Source organism: Stenotrophomonas sp., from assembly GCF_036662295.1.
Taxonomy (GTDB): domain Bacteria; phylum Pseudomonadota; class Gammaproteobacteria; order Xanthomonadales; family Xanthomonadaceae; genus Stenotrophomonas.
Map to the genome: position 1 here is coordinate 1 of NZ_JAVWXA010000035.1, position 21,329 is coordinate 21,329.

At 68.4% G+C, this 21,329-nt stretch carries 23 protein-coding genes; 8 read left to right on the plus strand and 15 right to left on the minus strand.

Going from position 1 to position 21,329, the window contains the following annotated elements:
- From RSA25_RS09045 to RSA25_RS09085, 9 genes are all read right to left on the minus strand, one after another.
- A partial coding sequence (locus tag RSA25_RS09045; RefSeq protein ID WP_332808563.1) for an ATP-binding cassette domain-containing protein occupies positions 1-315 on the minus strand: 315 nt, incomplete at its 3' end.
- The gene (locus RSA25_RS09050; protein ID WP_332808564.1) at positions 308-1,549 is read right to left on the minus strand and encodes a lipoprotein-releasing ABC transporter permease subunit; all 1,242 of its coding nucleotides are present in this window, start codon (positions 1,547-1,549) and stop codon (positions 308-310) included. The genes RSA25_RS09050 and RSA25_RS09045, both read right to left, overlap by 8 nt.
- Positions 1,550-1,572: 23 nt before the next feature.
- Positions 1,573-1,932 carry a hypothetical protein gene (locus RSA25_RS09055; RefSeq protein ID WP_332808565.1) on the minus strand — a complete coding sequence of 120 codons (360 nt, stop codon included), beginning with the start codon at positions 1,930-1,932 and terminating at the stop codon, positions 1,573-1,575.
- Positions 1,933-1,972: 40 nt separating this feature from the next.
- Positions 1,973-2,221, minus strand: a complete 249-nt coding sequence (locus RSA25_RS09060; protein WP_128095617.1) for a succinate dehydrogenase assembly factor 2 — start codon at positions 2,219-2,221, stop codon at positions 1,973-1,975.
- Positions 2,222-2,377: 156 nt separating this feature from the next.
- Positions 2,378-3,163, minus strand: a complete 786-nt coding sequence (locus tag RSA25_RS09065) for a succinate dehydrogenase iron-sulfur subunit (RefSeq protein WP_332808566.1) — start codon at positions 3,161-3,163, stop codon at positions 2,378-2,380.
- A 162-nt stretch (positions 3,164-3,325) separates the two neighbouring features.
- On the minus strand, positions 3,326-5,116 hold the full coding sequence (sdhA, locus tag RSA25_RS09070; protein ID WP_332808567.1) for a succinate dehydrogenase flavoprotein subunit: 1,791 nt from the start codon (positions 5,114-5,116) through the stop codon (positions 3,326-3,328).
- Between the two features lie 31 nt (positions 5,117-5,147).
- Positions 5,148-5,534 (minus strand): succinate dehydrogenase, hydrophobic membrane anchor protein, encoded by a 387-nt coding sequence (gene sdhD / locus RSA25_RS09075; RefSeq protein WP_259204770.1) that lies wholly within the window; start codon positions 5,532-5,534, stop codon positions 5,148-5,150.
- Complete coding sequence (sdhC, locus tag RSA25_RS09080; RefSeq protein ID WP_256774070.1) at positions 5,531-5,923, minus strand: succinate dehydrogenase, cytochrome b556 subunit; 393 nt, start codon at positions 5,921-5,923, stop codon at positions 5,531-5,533. The genes sdhD and sdhC overlap by 4 nt, the downstream gene beginning before the upstream one ends.
- Positions 5,924-5,979: 56 nt before the next feature.
- Complete coding sequence (locus RSA25_RS09085; RefSeq protein ID WP_332808568.1) at positions 5,980-6,153, minus strand: DUF1674 domain-containing protein; 174 nt, start codon at positions 6,151-6,153, stop codon at positions 5,980-5,982.
- 39 nt (positions 6,154-6,192) lie between these two features.
- On the opposite strand from RSA25_RS09085, the gene RSA25_RS09090 reads away from it, so the two are divergent.
- The gene (locus RSA25_RS09090) at positions 6,193-7,059 is read left to right on the plus strand and encodes a folate-binding protein (protein WP_332808569.1); all 867 of its coding nucleotides are present in this window, start codon (positions 6,193-6,195) and stop codon (positions 7,057-7,059) included.
- A 52-nt stretch (positions 7,060-7,111) separates the two neighbouring features.
- Here RSA25_RS09090 and ugpC read toward each other — a convergent pair whose 3' ends face one another.
- Positions 7,112-8,203: a sn-glycerol-3-phosphate ABC transporter ATP-binding protein UgpC gene (gene ugpC, locus RSA25_RS09095; protein WP_332808570.1), complete on the minus strand. Its 1,092-nt coding sequence runs from the start codon at positions 8,201-8,203 to the stop codon at positions 7,112-7,114.
- Between the two features lie 352 nt (positions 8,204-8,555).
- On the opposite strand from ugpC, the gene zwf reads away from it, so the two are divergent.
- From zwf to RSA25_RS09120, 5 genes are all read left to right on the plus strand, one after another.
- Entirely contained in the window at positions 8,556-9,998 is a 1,443-nt protein-coding gene (gene zwf, locus RSA25_RS09100; RefSeq protein WP_332808571.1) for a glucose-6-phosphate dehydrogenase, read from the plus strand.
- A complete protein-coding gene (glk, locus tag RSA25_RS09105; protein WP_332808572.1) occupies positions 9,995-11,002 on the plus strand; it encodes a glucokinase in 1,008 nt (335 codons plus the stop codon). The genes zwf and glk overlap by 4 nt, the downstream gene beginning before the upstream one ends.
- Positions 10,999-11,721 carry a 6-phosphogluconolactonase gene (pgl, locus tag RSA25_RS09110; RefSeq protein WP_332808573.1) on the plus strand — a complete coding sequence of 241 codons (723 nt, stop codon included), beginning with the start codon at positions 10,999-11,001 and terminating at the stop codon, positions 11,719-11,721. The genes glk and pgl overlap by 4 nt, the downstream gene beginning before the upstream one ends.
- Before the next feature lie 45 nt (positions 11,722-11,766).
- The gene (edd, locus tag RSA25_RS09115; protein ID WP_332808574.1) at positions 11,767-13,683 is read left to right on the plus strand and encodes a phosphogluconate dehydratase; all 1,917 of its coding nucleotides are present in this window, start codon (positions 11,767-11,769) and stop codon (positions 13,681-13,683) included.
- Positions 13,684-13,880: 197 nt separating this feature from the next.
- Positions 13,881-14,540 carry a bifunctional 4-hydroxy-2-oxoglutarate aldolase/2-dehydro-3-deoxy-phosphogluconate aldolase gene (locus RSA25_RS09120; protein WP_332808575.1) on the plus strand — a complete coding sequence of 220 codons (660 nt, stop codon included), beginning with the start codon at positions 13,881-13,883 and terminating at the stop codon, positions 14,538-14,540.
- 109 nt (positions 14,541-14,649) lie between these two features.
- Here RSA25_RS09120 and RSA25_RS09125 read toward each other — a convergent pair whose 3' ends face one another.
- From RSA25_RS09125 to ispG, 3 genes are all read right to left on the minus strand, one after another.
- Positions 14,650-15,297, minus strand: coding sequence for a response regulator (locus RSA25_RS09125; protein WP_332808576.1), 648 nt, complete (start codon positions 15,295-15,297; stop codon positions 14,650-14,652).
- 222 nt (positions 15,298-15,519) lie between these two features.
- Positions 15,520-16,227, minus strand: coding sequence for a phosphatase PAP2 family protein (locus tag RSA25_RS09130; RefSeq protein WP_332808577.1), 708 nt, complete (start codon positions 16,225-16,227; stop codon positions 15,520-15,522).
- A complete protein-coding gene (gene ispG, locus RSA25_RS09135) occupies positions 16,208-17,473 on the minus strand; it encodes a flavodoxin-dependent (E)-4-hydroxy-3-methylbut-2-enyl-diphosphate synthase (RefSeq protein WP_332808578.1) in 1,266 nt (421 codons plus the stop codon). The genes RSA25_RS09130 and ispG overlap by 20 nt, the downstream gene beginning before the upstream one ends.
- A gap of 104 nt (positions 17,474-17,577) precedes the next feature.
- Between ispG and RSA25_RS09140 the strand changes: the two genes are divergently transcribed.
- Positions 17,578-18,804 (plus strand): ATP-binding protein, encoded by a 1,227-nt coding sequence (locus RSA25_RS09140; RefSeq protein WP_332808579.1) that lies wholly within the window; start codon positions 17,578-17,580, stop codon positions 18,802-18,804.
- Positions 18,801-19,370: a response regulator transcription factor gene (locus RSA25_RS09145; RefSeq protein WP_332808580.1), complete on the plus strand. Its 570-nt coding sequence runs from the start codon at positions 18,801-18,803 to the stop codon at positions 19,368-19,370. Before RSA25_RS09140 ends, RSA25_RS09145 begins: the two co-directional genes overlap by 4 nt.
- A 55-nt stretch (positions 19,371-19,425) precedes the next feature.
- Here the strand turns inward: RSA25_RS09145 and pgi are convergent, their stop codons facing one another.
- Both pgi and panD read right to left on the minus strand, forming a co-directional pair.
- Entirely contained in the window at positions 19,426-20,940 is a 1,515-nt protein-coding gene (gene pgi / locus RSA25_RS09150) for a glucose-6-phosphate isomerase (protein ID WP_332808581.1), read from the minus strand.
- On the minus strand, positions 20,937-21,317 hold the full coding sequence (gene panD / locus RSA25_RS09155; RefSeq protein WP_068850963.1) for an aspartate 1-decarboxylase: 381 nt from the start codon (positions 21,315-21,317) through the stop codon (positions 20,937-20,939). Before panD ends, pgi begins: the two co-directional genes overlap by 4 nt.
- Positions 21,318-21,329: the final 12 nt, after the last annotated feature.

The following is a 21,329-nucleotide window of genomic DNA, read 5'->3' on the forward strand; positions in this document are numbered from 1 at the left end:
AGCACCAGGCTGGTGTGGTGGGCGCGGTTCAACTCCAGCATCAGCTCGAACACCGCGCTGGCCGTCGCTCAGGCCGGACATGCGCTGGCCGGCTACGAACACCTCGCCGGCAGTCGGCGTATCCAGCCCGCCCAGCAGGTGCAGCAGCGTGCTCTTGCCGGCGCCGGACGCGCCGATGATCGCCACCGTCTCGCCCGCGCTCACGCTCAGGTCCAACCCGTTGAACACCGGGGTCTGCATGCGGCCTTCGGCATAGGTCTTGGCCAGGCCTTCGGCCCGGATCACTTCGTCGCCGCGGTTGATCGGCTCATTCATAGCGCAGGGCCTCCGCCGGCTGGGTGCGGGCGGCGCGCCACGCGGGGTACAACGTGGCCAGGAAGCTCATGGCCAGTGCAACGAGGGTGATGATGACGATGTCCGGGGTCTGCATGTCCGTCGGCAGGCCGGTGATGTAGTAGACGTCTTCGGGCAGCAGCTTGACGTTGAACAGCGTCTCGATCGCGCCGAGGATCCGCTCCAGGTTCAAGGTCAGGGTGATGCCGCCGATCACGCCGGCCACCGTGCCGATGATGCCGATCAGCGACCCCTGCACCATGAACACCTGCATCACCCCGCCGGGGGTGAGGCCCAGCGTGCGCAGGATGGCGATGTCGGCCTGCTTGTCGGTCACCAGCATCACCTGCGAGGACACCAGGTTGAAGGCGCCCATGGCGATGATCAGCGAGAGCAGGATGCCCATCACCACCTTCTCCATGCGCAGCGAGTGATACAGGTTGGCGTTCTGCTGGGTCCAGTCGCTGACCCGGTAGCCGCCGCCCAACGTGTGGGCCAGGTCCACGCCCACGTCCAGTGCGTGGTCCATGTCATGCAGCTTCAGGCGCACGCCGGTGACCCCGTCCATGCGCAGCACGCGCTCCAGGTCGGCCATGTTGGCGAACGCCACGCCCTTGTCGATTTCGTTGTAGCCGGCCTCGAAGATGCCGCTGACGGTGAAGCGTTTCAGCCGTGGCATCGCCCCGACCGGGGTGCCCTGCACTTCGGCCAGCGTCACCAGCACGGTGTCGCCCACGTCCACGCCCAGCCACAGCGCCAGCTCCTTGCCCACCAGCAGGTTGTAGCTGCCCGGGGTGAGGCTGTCGAAGCGGCCCTTGACCAGCTTCTGGTTGATCACCGACACGCCCGGCTCCAGCGCCGGGTCGATGCCCTGCACGATCGCGCCCTGCACGCGCGGGCCGCTGAGCATGGCCTGGATCTCGATGTAGGGTGCGGCACCGGCCACGCGCGGGTCCTGCTTGGCCACGTCCACCGCACGCTGCCAGTCGGACATCGGCGCGCCATCGCTGGTGATGGTGGTGTGCGCGGTCATCTGCAGCAGGCGGTCGCGGATTTCCTTCTGGAACCCGCTCATCACCGCCAGGGTGGTGATCAGCACGGTCACGCCCAGCGCGATGCCGAGGATGGAGGCCATCGAAATGAAGGAGATAAAGCCGTTGCGGCGTTTGGCCCGCAGGTAGCGCAGGCCGATCGAGACGGGGATGGGTTTGAACATGCAGGTACGCCGGACAATTCGGGCTATGGTGCCACTGCCGGACGTGAACGGGAAATGCAGTGCGCGCGGACGGCCAGTCGCAGTTCACGTCGCTGCGCCGGGGGCAGCGTATCGGGCCAGAACAGGCGCCGCCGGCGACGCCCACCCTGCCGCCAGGCCACCTCCAGCAATACGCCGCGATCGGCGAGCTGCAGATCCTCCACCGGCAGCTGGTCCACCTGCGCCGGCGCCGGGCCGGCGGGAATCAGCAGCTGCTCGGCCGGCATGCGCCAGTAGCGCCAGGCCTGCCAGGCGCCGCACGCCACCACCAGCACGCCGGCCGGTGCGCGCCAGGGCGCGGGCAACGCGCTGTTGCACAGCGCCCAGGGCGCCAGCGCGGTCATCAGCCACTGCAGCGCCGCCTGCCAACGCGAGGGGCGCCACTCAAGCCGGCAGGGCGCGGATCCGTGCGATGAGGGCGGCCGGTTGGGCATGCGGGCACTCCTCGTAACCCATGAACCAGCGCCACAACTTATCGTCCTCGCTCTCCAGCAGGAACAGGAAAACCTCGCGCTCTTCGGTCGGCGCCTGCAGCCAGCAACGGTCCAGGTAGCGGCCAAACAGCTGGTCCAGCTCGCGCATGCCACGCCGGCAGCGCCAGCGCAGCTTTTTCAGTTCGGTGGCTTCGTCCATCGGGGGACTCCTTGGATGGCATGACCCGGCGCCGCGGGACGCGCGGGCACCGGTGGGGCACATGACGGCGCGCCCATCAGCAAAGCGCCCCGACAGGATCGGGGCGCGGTGCTTGCGGGGTGCCGCAACGCCGGGACAGCGCCCGGCGCGACTGCATCAGGCGCGGCGCGCCATCATCAGCTTCTTGATCTCGGCAATGGCCAGCGCCGGGTTCAGGCCCTTCGGGCAGGTCCGCGCGCAGTTCATGATGGTGTGGCAGCGGTACAGCTTGAACGGGTCTTCCAGGTCGTCCAGGCGCGCACCGGTGTCTTCATCGCGCGAATCCACGATCCAGCGGTAGGCCTGCAGAAGGATCGCCGGGCCCAGGTAACGCTCGCCGTTCCACCAGTAGCTCGGGCAGCTGGTGGAGCAGCACGCGCACAGGATGCACTCGTACAGGCCGTCCAGCTTCTTGCGGTCTTCCGGCGACTGCAGGCGCTCACGATCCGGCGGCGGCGGGGTCTGGGTGCGGATCCACGGCTTGATCGAGGCGTACTGCGCGTAGAAGTGGGTCAGGTCCGGTACCAGGTCCTTGACCACGCTCATGTGCGGCAGCGGGTAGATCGGCACTTCGGCCTTGCCGCAGTCGGCGATGGCGCGGGTGCAGGCCAGGGTGTTGGTGCCGTCGATGTTCATCGCGCACGAGCCGCAGATGCCCTCGCGGCAGGAACGACGGAAGGTCAGCGTCGGATCGACCTCGTTCTTGATCTTGATCAGCGCGTCCAGCACCATCGGGCCACAGCTGTCCAGGTCGATCTCGTAGGTATCGGTACGCGGGTTGCTGTCGTCGTCGGGACTCCAACGATAGATCTTGAAAGTGCGCGTGTTCTTCGCACCGCTCTTGGCGGGGAAGTGCTTGCCCTTTCCGATCTTGGAATTCTTGGGGAGGGAAAACTCGGCCATGGCTGTTCTCGTTGGCTCAGGCGGCTCGCGCTGCGTCGCAGGCGCGGCTTGCATGGAAATTGAGGATATCGACGCCGCCGGCCCGCCACGCGCGCACCGCTCCGGCCCGAGGGGCGGAGGCGGTGGCAGGCGTTGCGTGGCCGGTGGTCATGCCGGGCGTACTCAGTACACGCGCGGCTTCGGCGGTACCACGTCCACGTCCTTGCTCAACGTGTACATGTGCACCGGGCGATAGTCGAAGCTGCACTTGCCCTTGTCATCGACATTGACCATGGTGTGCTTCTGCCAGTTGACGTCGTCGCGGTCCGGATAATCCTCGTGCGCATGCGCGCCGCGGCTTTCCTTGCGCTGTTCGGCCGAGTTGATCGTCGCCACCGCGTTGAGCAGCAGGTTGTTCAGCTCGTAGGTTTCGATCAGGTCCGAGTTCCACACCAGCGAACGGTCGGAGACCTTGACGTCCTGGAAGGAATCGAAGATCTCGGCCATCTTCACGCAGCCCTCTTCCAGCGTCTTGCTGGTGCGGAACACGGCCGCATCGTTCTGCATGGTGCGCTGCATGCGGTCGCGGATGACCGAGGTGGGGGTGTCGCCGTCGGCGTAACGCAGCTTGTCCAGCAGGCCCAGCGCCTTGTCGCAGGCATCGGCCGGCAGAGTCTTGTGCGGCTGGCCCGGCTTGATGGTCTCGGCGCAGCGGTTGGCCACCGCACGCCCGAACACCACCAGGTCCAGCAGCGAGTTGGAGCCCAGGCGGTTGGCGCCGTGCACCGACACGCAGGCCGCTTCGCCGATGGCGTACAGGCCGGGCACCACGGCGTCGTTGTCGTCGCCGCGCTTGCGCACCACTTCACCGTGGTAATTGGTGGGGATGCCGCCCATGTTGTAGTGCACGGTCGGGATCACCGGGATCGGCTGCTTGTGCACGTCCACGCCGGCGAAGATGCGGGCGCTTTCGGCAATGCCCGGCAGCTTGTCGTCGATCACGCCCGGGCCGAGGTGGGTCAGGTCGAGCAGGATGTGATCCTTGTGCTCGCCGACGCCGCGGCCTTCGCGGATTTCGATGGTCATCGAACGGCTGACCACGTCGCGCGAGGCCAGGTCCTTGTAATGCGGGGCGTAGCGCTCCATGAAGCGCTCGCCGTTGCTGTTGCGCAGGATGCCGCCTTCGCCGCGCACGCCCTCGGTGATCAGGCAGCCGGCGCCATAGATGCCGGTCGGGTGGAACTGCACGAACTCCATGTCCTGCATGGCGATGCCGGCACGCATGGCCAGGCCGCCGCCGTCGCCGGTGCAGGTGTGCGCCGAGGTGGCGCTGAAGTACGCGCGGCCGTAGCCGCCGGTGGCCAGCACCACGCCATGGGCGCGGAACAGATGCAGCGAGCCTTCGGCCATGTCCAGCGCGAGCACGCCGCGGCAGACGCCTTCCTCATCGAAGATCAGGTCGAGGGCGAAGTACTCGATCATGAAGCGCGCGTTGTGCGCCAGCGACTGCTGGTACAGCGTGTGCAGCATGGCGTGGCCGGTGCGGTCGGCGGCCGCGCAGGTGCGCTGGGCCGACGGGCCTTCGCCGTACTTGGTGGTCATGCCGCCGAACGGGCGCTGGTAGATCTTGCCCTCTTCGGTACGGCTGAACGGCACGCCGTAGTGTTCCAGCTCGATGATGGCCGGGATCGCTTCGCGGCACATGTACTCGATGGCGTCCTGGTCACCCAGCCAATCCGAGCCCTTGATGGTGTCGAAGAAGTGGTAGCGCCAGTCGTCCTCGCCCATGTTGCCGAGCGCGGCGGAAATGCCGCCCTGGGCGGCCACGGTGTGCGACCGGGTCGGGAACACCTTGGTCAGGCAGACGGTCTGCAGGCCCTTGGCGGCCAGCCCGAAGGTGGCGCGCAGGCCGGCACCGCCGGCGCCCACCACGACCATGTCGTACTTGTGTTCGGTAATCTTGTAAGCGGACATCTACTCTGGATTCCTGTCTTGGTGCCTGGACTCAGGCAACGCCGAGCGCAATGCGGGCGACCGCAAAAACACTGACGATCGCGCCCAGCACGGCAATGAACTTCACCGTGGTCTGCAGCGCCAGGGCCAGCAACGAATTATGGATGTAGTCTTCCAGCACGACCTGCAGGCCGAGCTGGGCGTGCCAGAACATCGCCACCAGGAAACCGACCAGCAGCACCGCGTTCCACGGCTTGGACACCGCGTCGGTGGCGGTCACGTAGTCGGCGCCGATCAGGCTCAGCACGAACACCAGGAACCACACGGTCAGGCCGACCAGCGCGGTGGCGGTCAGGCGCTGCATCACGAAGTGTTCGGTGCCGGTCTTGGCCGCGCCAAGGCCACGCACGTTCTTCAGCGGGGTACGGAACTTGTTCATGCGGCCGCTCCGAGGAACACGTAGGCCCAGACCAGGGCGGTGATCACCAGGCTGGCGAAGACGGAGATCCAGCTGCTGCGCACGAACGCCGGGATCGAGAAGCCGATCGCGAAGTCCTGCACGATATGGCGAAGGCCATTGCACAGGTGGTAGGCAAACGACCACGTCCATGCGAACAGGAAGAGCTTCCCATACCAGCTGCCGGCGTGGCCGGTGAAGCAGTTCCAGGATTCAGGACCCATCATCAGGGCCAGCAGGCCGCCGGCGATGATCAGGGCTCCAACAGACAGAAAGATGCCGGTCGCTCGATGCAGGATCGAGGTGGCCATCTGGATCTGCCAGCGATACACCTGAAGGTGCGGGGAAAGGGGACGTTCTCTGGCGGCCATTCGCTGGGCTCGTTGTCTCGGCTGGGCGGCGCAATGCCGCGTTGGCTCAATGCTGATCAAAAATCGATGCAGCGTCCGTTTTTCTCCCAGTCTCCGTACCGCACCGGATCGAGTCCGCCGCGGCCGCCGATCTCCACGGGCACCGCGGGGGTCTCAGGCAGCGGTTGCGCCTGGTCGACCTGCGGGGCTGGGGAGTCGGAATCTGGAGTGGGGGTTGTTTGGCCTATCATGGGTGGTCTCGCAACGCACAAATTTTAGACCCCGTTCACGTGCCTGACAACCTGCCCATGGATTTCAACGGTTTTCCGCGCCTCTCCGGTCACCAGCTGCTCAGTCTGGATGGCATCGATGCGGCCGCGTTCGCCCACGCCCAGTTCGCCAGCGATGTCACTGCCCTGCCCGAGCGGCACTGGCAGTGGAGCGCCTGGCTGAGCGCCAAAGGCCGCACCATTGCTGTGTTCCAGCTGATCCGGGTGAGCCCGGAGCAGATCCTGCTGGTGCTCGCCGATGGCGACGCCGATGCGATTGCGTCGCAGTTGCAGCGTTTCGTGTTCCGCCGCAAGGTCAGGATCACCGTCTGCGAAGACCGGATCGTGGCCGGCAGTTTCACCGCGCCGGAAGCGGCCACTGGCGCAGCAATCGCCGTTGACGGTGAGACGCTGGAGCTGGATGTGGGCAGCGATGCCCTGCCCCGCACCCTGCGGATCGCCCCGCGACCGGCGGCGACCGACACCGGCGAGGAGGCCGGTTTCGCCCTCGCCTGGCGCCAGTCGGACCTGCGCTTCGGCGTGCCGCGCCTGGCCGCCGACCAGCGCGAGCAATGGACCCCGCAGCAGCTGGGGCTGGACCGGTTGAACGGCTACAGCGTCAAGAAGGGCTGTTATCCCGGCCAGGAAATCGTGGCGCGCACCCACTTCCTGGGCAAGGCCAAGCGCGCCCTGCAGTTGCTGCGCGTGGGCGATGGCGTGGCCAGCGGCGCATCGGTGCAGCAGAACGGCGCGGCGATCGGCACCGTGGCCAGCGTGGCCGGCGACCTGGCCCTGGCGGTGCTGCCGCTGGAGATCGCCCCGGACCCGTTGTCGGTCCAGGACATCGCCGCGGTGCCGCTGCCGTTGCTGGACGGCCTGGCGCGCTAGGCATCCAGTGTTGAGCGACGCCTGCGGTGCCGACCACCGCAGGCGTTACGACCTACGCCGCGTTCAGGCGCTCGCCGGTGTCGGCATCGAAGAAGTGCAGGCCCTGCGGCTGGATCGCCACGCGGATGCCTTCCCCCACCTGCGGCAACGCTTGCGGCGCCACGCGCATCACCAGCGCCTGGCCACCACTGGTCATGTTCACGAAGATCTCGTTGCCGACCGGCTCGATCCCGTCGATGGTCGCCTCGAAACCGGTGGCGTCGCCGGCACCGGCCGGCTGCAGGTGCTCCGGGCGCACGCCCACGGCGATCGTGCGGCCGATCCATGCCGGCTCCACCGCGGCCTGGCCGAGCGGTGCGGTCAGTGAACCGTCCTGCACCGCGATGCCACTGTCGGTGCGCTGCAGCGTGCCGCGCAGCACGTTCATCGCCGGGCTGCCGAGGAAACCGGCCACGAACAGGTTCGCCGGGCGGTCGTAGAGCGCCATCGGCGTATCGATCTGCTGGATCACCCCGTCCTTGAGCACCACGATGCGCTGGCCCAGGGTCATCGCTTCGACCTGGTCATGGGTCACGTAGATCATGGTGGTGCCCAGCTTGCGATGAAGCTGGGCGATCTCGGTGCGCACGCTGTGGCGCAGCTTGGCATCCAGGTTGGACAGCGGCTCGTCCAGCAGGAACACCGCCGGCTCGCGCACCAGCGCCCGGCCCAGGGCCACGCGCTGGCGCTGGCCGCCGGACATCGCCTTGGGCAGCTTGTCCAGCATCTCGGTCAGGCCCAGCGTCTGGGCCGCCTCGGTGACCCGCTTGCTGATGGTGGCCTTGTCGTGGCCGCGCAGCTTCAGCCCGAAGGCCAGGTTCTCGGCCACGGTCATGTGCGGATACAGCGCGTAGCTCTGGAACACCATGGCGATGTCGCGATCCTTCGGCGCCACGTCGTTGACCACGCGCTCGCCGATGCTCAGCGTGCCACCGCTGATTTCCTCCAGGCCGGCCACCATGCGCAGCAAGGTCGACTTGCCGCACCCGGACGGGCCCACCAGCACCATCAATTCTCCATCGGCCACTTCGAAGGTCGCGCCCTGGACGGCCACCTGGCCGTTGTCGTAGACCTTGCGCACGCCCTGCAACTGCACTTTTGCCATATCACCCATTCCAGTCCGCCCGCTGCCGGGCTGTTGTGCGGAACTGCCTTCGGCCCTCCCGATGGCAGGTCGATGGCGTGGTGCCGCATGACGGCGACCACTGCAATCGAATACAGTCTGCGCATTCTGCCATGTAAACGTTTTCACGTGGCACTATCCGTAGGTCGGACATGACCGCGGCGCCGTCGGCAGGCTCGCCCCTGCCGCGCGGCCCGGAAGATGCTCCATGATGCGCGGGCGCGTGCCTGTTCATGTTGCACCAGCAACATCGGACATCACGACCGGCGACACCCCCGAGAACATAGACGAGAAGCGATTGACAACGATGTCACCCGGATCTGAAACTCGAGCGATGCACGACACCCTCTTCCTGTTTGGCGCCACCGGCGACCTGGCCCAGCGCTACCTGTTCCCCTCCCTGTTGCGCCTGTTGGGCGACGGCCTGCTGCCGGAGGACTTCAAGGTCCGCGCGCTGGCGTTGTCCCCGCATGACACCGAGGGCTTCCGCGAGATCCTGCGCCCGCGCCTGCAGCAGGCCATGCCGCTGGCCAGCCAGGACGACATCGCCTCGCTGCTGGCGCGCATCGACTACCGCTCGGTGGACCTGCGCAACCCGGACTCGGTCGCCGAGTCGGTCAGCGACCTGGTGGGCCGCCACTGCGTGAGCTACCTGGCCATTCCGCCGGGCCTGTACATCTCCACCTGCGAAGGCCTGGCCAAGGGGGGCGCACTGGCCGCCCCGCACCGCCTGATGCTGGAGAAGCCGATCGGCAGCGACAGCGCCAGCGCCGAGGAGATCATCTCCACCATCGGCCAGTGGATCGACGAGGACCGCGTGTTCCGCCTGGACCACTACCTGGGCAAGGCGGCGGTGCAGAACCTGATCGCGCTGCGCTTCGGCAACACGCTGCTGGAGGCGGTGTGGAACCGCAACTACATCGAGTCGGTACACATCCTGGTGGCCGAAAGCGAGGGCGTGGACGGCCGCGATGCGTACTACGCGCGCTCCGGCGCGCTGCGCGACATGGTCCAGAGCCACATCCTGCAGCTGCTGTGCCTGGTGGCGATGGAGCCGCCGGCCTCGCTGGAGGCCGACCGCATCCGCGACGAGAAGGTCAAGGTGCTGCGCGCCCTGCGCCCGCTCGATGCCAAGCATGCCGCCCGCGACAGCGTGCGCGGCCGCTACACCGCCGGCACCATCAACGGCCAGCCGGCCCAGGCCTACCAGCCGCCAGAAGGCAGCGACGTGGAAACCTTCGCCGGGGTCACCGCGCACATCGACAACTGGCGCTGGTCCGGCGTGCCCTTCCACTTGGTCACCGGCAAGCGCCTGGCCGAGCGCACCACCCGTGTGGTGGTCACGCTCAAGCCGGTCACCCATTGGCTGTTCGAGCGCCCGCACCGTCGCAACGCCACCCCCAACCGCATCGTCTTCCAGCTGCAGCCGCAGGAAAACATCGAGCTGGGCCTGATGAGTTCTCTGGCCGGCCCGGAATGGGGCGCGCTGGAACTGCACCCGCTGGAACTGGAACTGTCCGTGCCGACCGGCCTGCACCGCCGCATCGCCTACGAACGCCTGTTCCTGGATGCCTTCAACGGCAACCACGCGCTGTTCGTGCGCGATGACGAAGTGCGCGCCGCCTGGGCCTGGATCGACAGCGTCAGCGATGCCTGGAAGGCCGCCAGCCTGCCGCTGCAGCCCTACCCGGCCGGCGAATGGGGCCCGGCCGAAGCGGCCGGCTTCCTGCCTGCCGAAGTGGACGCCGATGCCGGTCGCAAGGACGGCGACGCATGACGCTGCAGAACCAACCGGTCCTGGTCGCCGACATCGGCGGCACCAACGCCCGCTTCGCGCTTGCCGATACCAGCCTGGACGCCCCGCTGCAGCAGGACAGCATCCGTGAATTCGCGGTCGCCGATTTCCCCTCGCTGGGCGATGCGGCCCACCACTACCTGGAACAGGTCGGTGCCCAGGCCACCCGCGGCGTGTTCGCCGTGGCCGGGCGCGTGGACGGCGACGAGGCGCGCATCACCAACCACCCGTGGGTGATCTCGCGCACCCGCACCGCGCACATGCTCGGCTTCGACGAGCTGCACCTGATCAACGATTTCGCCGCCCAGGCGATGGCCATCTCGCTGCTGCAGCCGCAGGACGTGGTCCAGGTCGGCGGCGCGGCGTGGGTGCCGGGCAAGCCGGGCCAGCCGCGCAACTATGCGGTGATCGGGCCGGGCACCGGGCTCGGCGTGGGCGGGCTGATCCTGCGCCACGGCCGCTGCTATCCGCTGGAAACCGAGGGCGGCCACGTCAGCTTCCCGCCGGGCACGCCCGAGGAAATCCGCATCCTGGAGATCCTCTCCGAGCAGTTCGGCCGCGTCTCCAACGAGCGCCTGATCTGCGGCCCCGGCCTGGTCAACATCCATCGCGCGGTCTGCGAGATGGCCGACATCGACCCGGGCCAGCTGCAGCCGGTGGACGTCACCGCCCGCGCGCTGCACGGCGATCCGCAGGCGATGCGCGCGGTGGACGTGTTCTGCGCGGTGTTCGGCGCCATCGCCGGCGACCTGGTGCTGATGCAGGGCGCCTGGGACGGGGTGTTCCTCACCGGCGGCCTGACCCCGAAGATGCTCGATTCGCTGCAGCACTCCGGCTTCCGCCAGCGCTTTGAACACAAGGGGCGCTTCTCTTCGATCATGGCCCGCGTGCCCTCGCTGGCGGTGATGCACCCGCACGCGGGGCTGCTCGGCGCGGCCGCCTACGCCGCCGATGTCGAGCGCGACCTGCCAGGACACACCGCATGAACACGCTGGACACCTCCGATCGTTTCACTCTGGTCCGCCACGGCGATGCCGACGGCTGGATCGAGGCCATCGCCGCGGAAATGGCGCAGGCCCTCAACCAGGACATCACCACCTTCGGCCGCGCGCGCATGCTCCTCTCCGGTGGCACCACGCCGGCGCCGGTGTACCAGGCGCTGGCCGAACTGGACGTGCACTGGGACCGGGTCGAAGTGAGCCTGGTGGACGAGCGCTGGCTGTCGCCGCAGGATCGCGACAGCAATGCCTGGCTGGTACGCGAGAGTTTCCTGGGGCGCGCCGAGGGCGCGCATTTCGACCCGCTGGTGCGGATCGGCAAGCCGCTGCCCGAGTGCGTGTATACGGCCAACCTGCAGGCCCAGCACAGCCAGGCGCCGTGCCTGAGCGTGCTTGGCATGGGCAATGACGGGCACACCGCCTCGCTGTTCCCTGGCTCCAGGGACCTGGCCCGGGCACTGGAAAGCACCCTGCCCTACGCCGCGCTGGATGCCACCGGTTGCCCCGGTGCCAACCAGTGGCCGCTGCGCATCACCCTGACCCCGCACGGCTTGAAGCAGAGCCGCCAACGCCTGCTGCTGCTGCGTGGCAAGCAGAAGCTGGAAGTGCTCCGGCAGGCGCTGGAAAGCAACAATCCGCAGCTGTATCCCATCCTCAACGCGATCGATCTCGACGGCGCCAAGCTGCGCGTCCACTGGTGTGACTGACCTGCCCCGGTGTTGTTCCGTTCGCCCCCTCATAGCCGGTAGCCAATGAGCCTGCATCCCCAACTCCATGCCATCACCCAGCGCATCGTCCAGCGCAGCGTCGCCTCGCGTGCCGCCTACCTGGCCGGCATCGACGCCGCGCTGCGCGATGGCCCGTTCCGCTCGCGGTTGAGCTGCGGCAACCTTGCCCACGGCTTCGCCGCGTGCGGGCCGACCGACAAGTCGCGCCTACGCGGTGGCGTCACGCCCAACCTGGGCATCATCACCGCCTACAACGACATGCTCTCGGCGCACCAGCCGTTCGAGCATTACCCGGAGATCCTGCGCCAGGTGGCGCGCGACATGGGCGCCACCGCGCAGGTCGCCGGCGGCGTGCCGGCGATGTGCGACGGCGTCACCCAGGGCCGCGGCGGCATGGAGCTGTCGCTGTTCTCGCGTGATGTGATCGCCCAGTCCACCGCGATCGGGCTGAGCCACGACATGTTCGACGCCAGCGTCTACCTCGGGGTGTGCGACAAGATCGTGCCGGGCCTGCTGATCGGCGCGCTGGCCTTCGGCCACCTGCCGGCGATCTTCCTGCCGGCCGGCCCGATGACCCCGGGCATCCCCAACAAGCAGAAGGCCGAGGTACGCGAGCGCTACGCGGCCGGGCTGGCCACGCGCGAGGAGCTGCTCGAAGCCGAGGCCGCGTCCTACCACGGCGCCGGCACGTGCACCTTCTACGGCACCGCCAACTCCAACCAGACGCTGCTGGAAGCGATGGGCGTGCAGTTGCCGGGCGCCTCGTTCGTCAATCCCGATACGCCGCTGCGCGACGCGCTCACCCGCCGCGCCGGCGAGCGTGCGCTGGAGATCAGTGCGCTGGGCGATGACTTCCGGCCGCTGGGCCGGCTCATCGACGAACGCGCGATCGTCAATGCCGTGGTCACCCTGATGGCCACCGGTGGTTCGACCAACCACACCATCCACTGGATCGCCGTGGCGCGCGCGGCCGGCATCGTGCTGACCTGGGACGACATGGACCAGCTCTCCCAGCTGGTGCCGCTGCTGGCGCGCGTGTACCCCAACGGCGACGCCGACGTGAACCGCTTCGCGGCCGCGGGTGGCACCGCGTTCGTGTTCCGCGAGCTGATGGACGCCGGGCTGATGCATGCCGACCTGCAGACCGTGGCCGAAGGCGGCATGCGCCAGTACGGGCAGGAGCCGGCGCTGCGCGAGGGCGTGCTCACCTACGTGGACGGCGTGCGCGACAGCGCCGATGCGGACGTGGTGCGCGGCGTGGCCGATCCGTTCGAGGCCCAGGGCGGGCTGCGCCTGCTGCGCGGCAACCTGGGGCGTTCGCTGATCAAGCTGTCGGCGGTGAAGGCACCGTTCCGCACGATCGAAGCCCCGGCGGTGGTGGTGGATGCGCCGCAGGTGCTCAACAAGCTGCACGCCGCCGGTGTGCTGCCGCACGATTTCGTGGCGGTGGTGCGCTACCAGGGGCCGCGCGCCAACGGCATGCCGGAACTGCATTCGCTGGCGCCGCTGCTGGGACTGCTGCAGAACCAGGGGCGCCGCGTGGCGCTGGTCACCGATGGTCGCCTGTCGGGCGCGTCGGGCAAGTTCCCGGCGGCGATCCACATGACCCCGGAAGCCTCGCGCGGCGGCCCGCTGGCGCGGGTGCGCGAGGGCGACATGATCCGGCTCGATGGCGAGGCCGGGACGCTGGAGCTGCTGGTGGACGCGGCCGAATTCGCCGCGCGCGCGCCGGCGCCGAACACGGCACCGGCGGCACACGACCTGGGCCGCAACCTGTTCGCGCTGAACCGGCGCGTGGTGGGGCCGGCCGACCAGGGCGCGATCTCGATTTCGTGCGGGCCGGCGACGGCCGAGGGCGATATCTGGAATTACGATGCCGAGTACGACCTTGGGCATGATGCGGCGGCGGCGGATGCGCCGCATGAGGGGAAGGACGCCTGAGGCAAGAGCGGCGGGTAGGTTTCCGGGTCGAGGCAGCGGATGGCCCCGATCAGGACACGCCGTAAATACATCCCTGTAGGCTCGTCTGCGGCATCCCTGCCGCAGAACGGTCCTGATCGGGGCCATCCGCTGCCTCCAGACACATTCCGGCGCTTGGTTTTGCGCTGCAGACAATGAAAGAAAGGAAACGCAACGCCATGAGCATCGCCGAACACCAGAAACGCGCCGAATCCCTGTTGCTTGCCGCCGGCATCCTGCCGGTGGTGACCGTGCATACCCTCGACCAGGCCCGTGCGGTGAGTGCCGCGCTGCTGGAAGGCGGGTTGCCGGCGATCGAGTTGACGCTGCGCACGCCGGTGGCGATGGAAGCGCTGGCGATGCTCAAGCGCGAGCTGCCCGACGTGGTGGTGGGCGCGGGCACGGTGCTGACGGTGGAGCAGATGCAGCAGTCCATCGACGCCGGCGCGGATTTCCTGGTGACGCCGGGCACGCCGGCGCACATGGCCGATGCGTTGGCGCAGGCGGCGCTGCCGGTGGTGCCCGGTGCGGCCTCGCCGACGGAGATGCTGGCCCTGTATGCGCGCGGGTTCCGGGTGTGCAAGCTGTTCCCGGCCTCGGCGGTGGGTGGGCTGGCGATGATCAAGGGCCTGGCCGGTCCAATCCCGGACCTGAAGCTGTGCCCGACCGGTGGCATCACCGAAGACACCGCCGCCGAGTACCTGGAACAGAAGAACGTGGTCTGCATCGGCGGTTCGTGGATGGTGCCCGGCGGCTGGATCGAGAACGGCCAGTGGGACAAGGTGCGCGACAGCGCCGCGCAGGCGGCGAAGATCGTGGCGCGGGTGCGCGCGCATTGAGGCGCGTATCGGGAGCAGCCACGCATGGCGTGGGGCTACCGGTGGCCGGCCGCAAACAAAACGCCCGGGCATGCCCGGGCGTTTTTTCGAGCGGCGGCGGGCGCGCCGCTTACATCGGGCGCGCCGGGTCCACCAGGCCGTACTGGCTGGCCATGCGCGCCAGCGCGATGTTGTCGTGGATGCCCATCTTCTCGAACAGGCGGGCCTTGTGCGTGTTGACGGTCTTGGCACTGAGGCTCAACCGCTTGGCGATGTCTTCCTGGCGCAGGCCCTGGGTCAGCAGCAGCGCCACTTCCAGTTCGCGCGGGGACAGGGTGTCGAACGGCGACTGGCTGCCTTCCACGTTGGACAGCGCCAGGTTCTGCGCGATGCTGCTGCCCAGGTAACGCCGGCCCAGCGCCGCGTCGCGGACCGCGCGCAGCAGTTCCTGCGCGTCGCAGCCCTTGCCGATGTAGCCGGAGGCGCCGGCTTCGAGCAGCCGCTTGGGCATCGGGCCGTCTTCCAGCACCGAGACGATCACCACGCGCGTGCCATGGTCGCCGCGCACCACGCGCTCGGTGACTTCCATGCCGCTTACGCCCGGCAGGTGCAGGTCGCACAGCACCACGTCCGGGTGCAGCTGGCGGATGTCGGGCAACGCATCCTCGCCGGAGTCCGCTTCACCGACTACCTCGATATCGGTCTCGTTGGAGAGGATCATTTTCATGCCGGTTCTCACCAGCGCATGATCGTCCACCAGATACACTCGAATCGTCATCCACGCACCTCTTCAAACGCTGCGAACGGGGGCAAGCCTAGCGGCGGGGGTAGGCGATAACAAGGAAAATTGCCCCCTGCCGGCGCGTTCTGGTGCCGGCATCACACCCGTGCTGACCTGCCCTTCCCCTAAGCCTTTCACCCCAGGCTTTATCGGTTTACTGCACCTATCAGTGTACGCCTGCGGCCTTGCCGTAATCGGCCTGCCGCCCCCGCGTCCGGCTCAGGGCCGGTGGCGCCAGGGCGTGCGGCGCCGGAACATGACCAGGAAGCACCCTACCACCCAAACCAGCGCGGCACACCACCCGGCCAGGATGTCGGAGGGGTAATGCACGCCCAGGTACACCCGCGATATGCTCACCAGCAGGCTGAACAAGGGCGCCAGCACCAGCACCGGCCAGCGCCAGCGGGTATTCCAGGCCAGCAGCACCACGGTCACGGCCAGGGTCATCGAGCCCATCGCGTGGCCGCTGGGGAAACTGAACGTGCTTTCCGGGGCGATGGATTCCCACAGCGAGGGCCGGTCGCGCTGGAAGAACTGCTTGCTGCCCATGTTGAGCAGGGCCGAGCCCACGAAACAGATGGCCACAAAGCAGGCCTCGCGCCAGCGCCTGCGCCAGGCCAGCACGCCGACGATCAGCACGTCGGCCGGGATCAGGAACCACTCGTAGCCCAGCTTGGACAGCAGCACGAACAAGCGGTCCAGCCCCGGCGAGTGCAGGCCATGCAGGGTCCACAACAGCGGCGCGTCGAAATAGAACGATTCCAGCTCGTGCACTTCATCGGCCAGCGCCACGAAACCGGCCAGCGGCACCAGCAGGCCGATGAACAGCAACACGAAGCGCCAGGCGTTGTGGGCCATCCAATGGCGGAACCCGGCGGCCGGCTCGCGGGCGGCCAGTACCGCCGGCTTATCCGACGCCGCGGACATACTTGCGTTCGACGTACGCGTCGATCAGTGCCACGAAATCCTGGGCGATGTTGTCCCCGCGCAGGGTGACCGTCTTTTCGCCATCCACGAACACCGGCGCGGCCGGCGTTTCGCCGGTGCCCGGCAGCGAGATGCCGATGTTGGCGTGGCGCGATTCGCCCGGCCCGTTGACGATGCAGCCCATCACCGCCAGCGTCATGTTCTCCGCACCGGGGTGGCTCACCTTCCACTCGGGCATCTTGCCGCGCACGTGGTTCTGCACCACCTTGGCCAGTTCCTGGAAGAACTCGGAGGTGGTGCGGCCACAGCCCGGGCAGGCGGTCACCAGCGGGGTGAAGGCGCGCTGGCCGGTGGTCTGCAGCAGCTCCTGGGCCACGATCACCTCGGCGGTGCGCGACTGCCCCGGTTCGGGCGTGAGCGAAATGCGGATGGTGTCGCCGATGCCTTCCTGCAGCAGCACGGCCAGCGCGGCCGAGGAGGCCACGATGCCCTTGCTGCCGATGCCGGCCTCGGTCAGCCCCAGGTGCAGGGCAAAGTCCGAGCGCTGGGCCAGGTCGCGGTAGACGGCGATCAGTTCCTGCACGCCGCTGACCTTGGCCGAAAGCACGATGCGATCGCGCGGCAGGCCCAGTTCGACGGCGGTGTGCGCCGAGTCCAGGGCCGAGCGGATCAGCGCCTCGCGCAGCACCCGGCCGGCGTCCCACGGCTGGGCGCGCTGGCTGTTCTCGTCCATCAGGCGGGCGGCCAGCGACTGGTCCAGCGAGCCCCAGTTGGCGCCGATGCGGACCGGCTTGTCGTAGCGGATCGCAAATTCGATCAACTGCGCAAACTGGGTGTCCTTCTTCTTGCCGAAGCCGACGTTGCCCGGGTTGATCCGGTACTTGGCCAGCGCCTCGGCACAGGCCGGTTCCTGGGTCAGCAGCTGGTGGCCGTTGTAATGGAAGTCGCCGATGAGCGGGACCTCGATGCCCATCATCCGCAGCTTCTCCACGATGCGCGGGATGGCGGCGGCCGATTCGGGGTTGTTGACGGTCAGCCGCACCATCTCCGACCCCGCCCGCCACAGCTCGGCGACCTGCTTGACGCTGGCGGCGACATCGGCGGTGTCGGTGTTGGTCATCGACTGGACCACCACGGGATGGCCGCCGCCCACGACCACGCCGCCGATATGGACAGGCTGGGTCTGGCGGCGGGCCCACACGGTGGTGTCGGAAGGTTGGGTCGGCTGGCTGACGGCGTCGTGCATCCGGCCATTTTAGCGCGCCGGACGCGCCGGTGGTGGCTGCCCTGCGGCCCGATGCGGCCGATTGTCGCAGGCAGGCGACAGCGCGAGCGCATAGCATGGGCGCCATGACCGGTACCGACGCCCCCTTCCTCCGTACGCTGTGCAGCCTGCGCTGGCTGGCCGTGGCCGGCCAGGCCGCCACCATCCTGGTGGCCACCTGGGTGCTCGGGCTGGAACTGCCGCAGCGCCCGCTCTGGGCGGGCGTGGCCGCGCTGGCGCTGTTCAACCTGTACGCCCAGTGGCGCGTGCACGATGCCGACCCGGCCCCGGTCACCGCCTTCGGCCACATCCTGGTGGATGTGATCATCCTGACCTGGATGGTCGGCTGGAGCGGTGGGGTGGGCAATCCGTTCGGCTCGCTGTTCCTGATCCTCATCGCCCTGGCCGCGCTGGCCCTGCCGCTGCGCTGGACCCTGGCCGTGGCCGCCACCTGCCTGGTGGGATACGCGGCCAGCGGCCTGTTCGGCCTGCCGCTGCCGGCCGGCTACTTCACCGCCATGCAGATGCACCAGTGGGGCGTGGTCTGCAACTTCCTGCTGTCGGCCACCGTGGTGCTGGTGTTCGCCACGCGCCTGGCGATCGCCCTGCGCCAGCGCGAGCACGAACTGGCGCTGCTGCGCGAGCGCTTCGTGCGCAACGAAGGCATCGTCGCGCTGGCCACGCACGCCGCCTCGGTGGCGCACGAACTCAACACCCCGCTGGCGACCATGACCCTGCTGGCCGACGACATCGCCGACCAGGCCGACAGCCCGGAAGTGCGCGAAGACGTGGACACGCTGCGCGAGCTGCTGGTGCAGTGCCGCGAACGCGTGCTGGCCCTGGCGCGCCCGGCCGCCGGCGATGCCCCCGGGCGCGAGGTGGTCACCCTGCCGCAGGTGCTGGAACAGTGGCGGCTGGTGCGCCCGACCATCACCCTCAAGCGCAACGACGATGCCCCGCTGGCCCTGCCGCTGGATCCGGGCATCGGCCACCTGCTGATGGTGCTGCTCAACAATGCCGCCGACGCCGGCGAGAAGGCCGACCGACCGCAGGTGGACCTGACCCTGCGCATCGCAGGCGATGACCTCATCGGTGAAGTGCGCGACTACGGCCACGGCTTCGACGCCCGCCAGGCCGTATTGCCCGGCACCCTGTTCAACAGCGGCAAGACCCAGGGCATGGGCGTGGGCCTGGCCCTGTCCCATGCCACCATCGAACGCCTGGACGGCGAACTGTGGATGCGCCCGGCCAATGGCGCCGGTACCCGCGTCGGCTTCCGCCTGCCCCTGGCCTCCCAGGAGACCCCCGCATGACCTTCAATGCCCTGCCCGCCGCCAGCCATGGGCTGCTGGTCGACGATGACGAACTGTACCTGCGCACGCTGCAGCGCAGCCTGGCCCGCAAGGGCCTGGAAACGGTGACCGCCAGCGACATCGCCTCGGCACTGCTGCTGGCGCGCCAGCAGCCGCCGGCGTATGCGCTGATCGACCTGAAACTGGGCGCCGAGTCGGGCCTGTCGCTGATCCAGCCGCTGCGTGCCCTGCGCGAGGACATGCGGATCCTGCTGGTGACCGGTTATGCCAGCATCGCCACGGCGGTGGAGGCGATCAAGCTCGGCGCCGACGACTACCTGCCCAAGCCGGCCACGGTGCCGATGATCCTGCGCGCGCTCGGCGAAGAGGACGATGGCCCGGCCGATGACGGCGAGCTGGAGCCGCCGGATGCGATGACCCCGATCAGCCGCCTGCAGTGGGAACACATCCAGCAGGCGATGCACGAAACCGGCGGCAACGTGTCCGCGGCCGCGCGGCTGCTGGGCATGCATCGACGCTCGCTGCAGCGCAAGCTGGCCAAGCGGCCAAGCCCCGAGCGCCCGTAACGCGACGGCGGCGTGCCGGCAGGTACCGACCATTGGTCGGTACCCGGGGCCACCCTCAGCCCTTCAACTGCGCCAGCAATGCCAACGTCACCGGATCGGTGATGCCGGTGGCCTCGCCCTGCAGGGCCGGCAGCAACTGGCTGGCCAGCTGCTTGCCCAGCTCCACGCCGAACTGGTCGAAGGCGTTGATGTTCCAGATGACCGACTGCACGTACACCGCGTGTTCGTACATCGCGATCAGCGCGCCCAGCGCCTGCGGGGTGAGCGCGTCGAGCAGGATCAGCGTGCTCGGGCGGCCACCGGGATACTCGCGGTGCGGATCGTCGCTGCCCTGGCCATTGGCCAGTGCCTCGGTCTGCGCCAGCAGGTTGGCCATCAGGGCCTGGTGGTTGACCACGTAGGGATCATCGTTGCGCACGCAGCCGATGAAATCGGCCGGGATCACGCTGGTGCCCTGGTGCAGCGCCTGGAAGAAGCTGTGCTGCACATCGGTGCCCGCCCCGCCCCACCACACCGGCACGGTGTCGCTGGCGACCGGCCGGCCGTCCAGCTGCACGCGCTTGCCCAGGCTTTCCATCACCAGCTGCTGCAGGTAGGCAGGCAGCAACGCCAGGCGCTGGTCGTAGGTCATCACCGCGTGGGTGGCATGCCCGAGCAGGTTGCGGTTCCAGATGTCGGTCAGCGCATGCAGCACCGGCAGGTTCTGCGCCAGCGGTGCCGCCAGCGCGTGCGCGTCCATCTGCGCGGCGCCGTCGAGCAGCTGCTGGAAACGGTCGAAGCCGATCGCCAGCGCGATCGGGAAACCGACCGCCGACCACAGCGAATAGCGCCCGCCCACCCAGTCCCACATCGGCAGCACGCGGCCGGCGGCGATGGCGAAGGCCTTGCCCGCACGTTCGGGATTGGCACTGACCGCGTACAGGCGCTCGCTGCCGCCCAGCCAGTCGTGCAGGATCTGCCCGTTGAGCAACGTTTCCTGGGTGCCGAAGGTCTTGGAGATGAGGATGCCGGCGGTGGTGGCCGGGTCCAGCGTGGCCAGCGTGCGCTGCATGGCCGCGCCGTCCACGTTGGAAACGAAATGCACGCGGAAGCGCGCACCGCTGACCGGGCGCAACGCATCGGCCACCAGGCGCGGCCCCAGGTCCGAGCCGCCGATGCCGACGCTGACGATATCGGTGACGCCGGTCTTTTCCAGCGCGGCGATCAGCTCGCCCATCTGCGCGCGCACCGTGGCGGCGGTGGCAAACGCCTCGCCGGCCACCGGGGCGCCGCTCAGGTCGCCGCGCAGCGCGGTGTGCAGCGCGGCGCGGCCTTCGGTCACATTGACCGTCTCACCGCGGAACAGGCGCTGGAAGGCGCCGGCGACATCGCGCTCGGCGGCCAGCTGCAGCAGCGCGTCCAAGGCCGCGCGGTCGTACTTCTGCCGCGCGAAATTGACATACAACGGACCGACCCGCAGCCCCAACGTTCGTGCCCGGTCCGGTTCAGCGGCAAGCAGCGACGGGATGCTGGCGCCACGCAGGCGCTGGGCATGGGAATGAAGCGGGTCGAATCCGTTGTGCTGTGTCATGCGGCCTGGGTCGGGATGCTGTCGTTGGTGTGGGAGATCTGGTTGTTGCCGTCCACGTATACCAACTTCGGGCGGAAGCTGTCAGCTTCTTCTTCGCTCATGCTGGCGAAGGCGGCGATGATGATGATGTCGCCCACCTGCACGTGGCGCGCGGCGCCGCCGTTGAGCGAGACCACGCCACTGCCGGCTTCGGCGCGGATGGCATAGGTGGAGAAACGCGCACCGTTGGTGACGTCCCAGATGTGCACCTGTTCGAACTCACGGATGCCGGTGGCCAGCAGCAGGTTGTCATCGATGGCGATGGAACCTTCGTAGTTCAGCTCGGAATGGGTGACGGTGGCGCGGTGGATCTTGGTCTTCAGCAGGGACAGGTGCATGGCGACGGGACA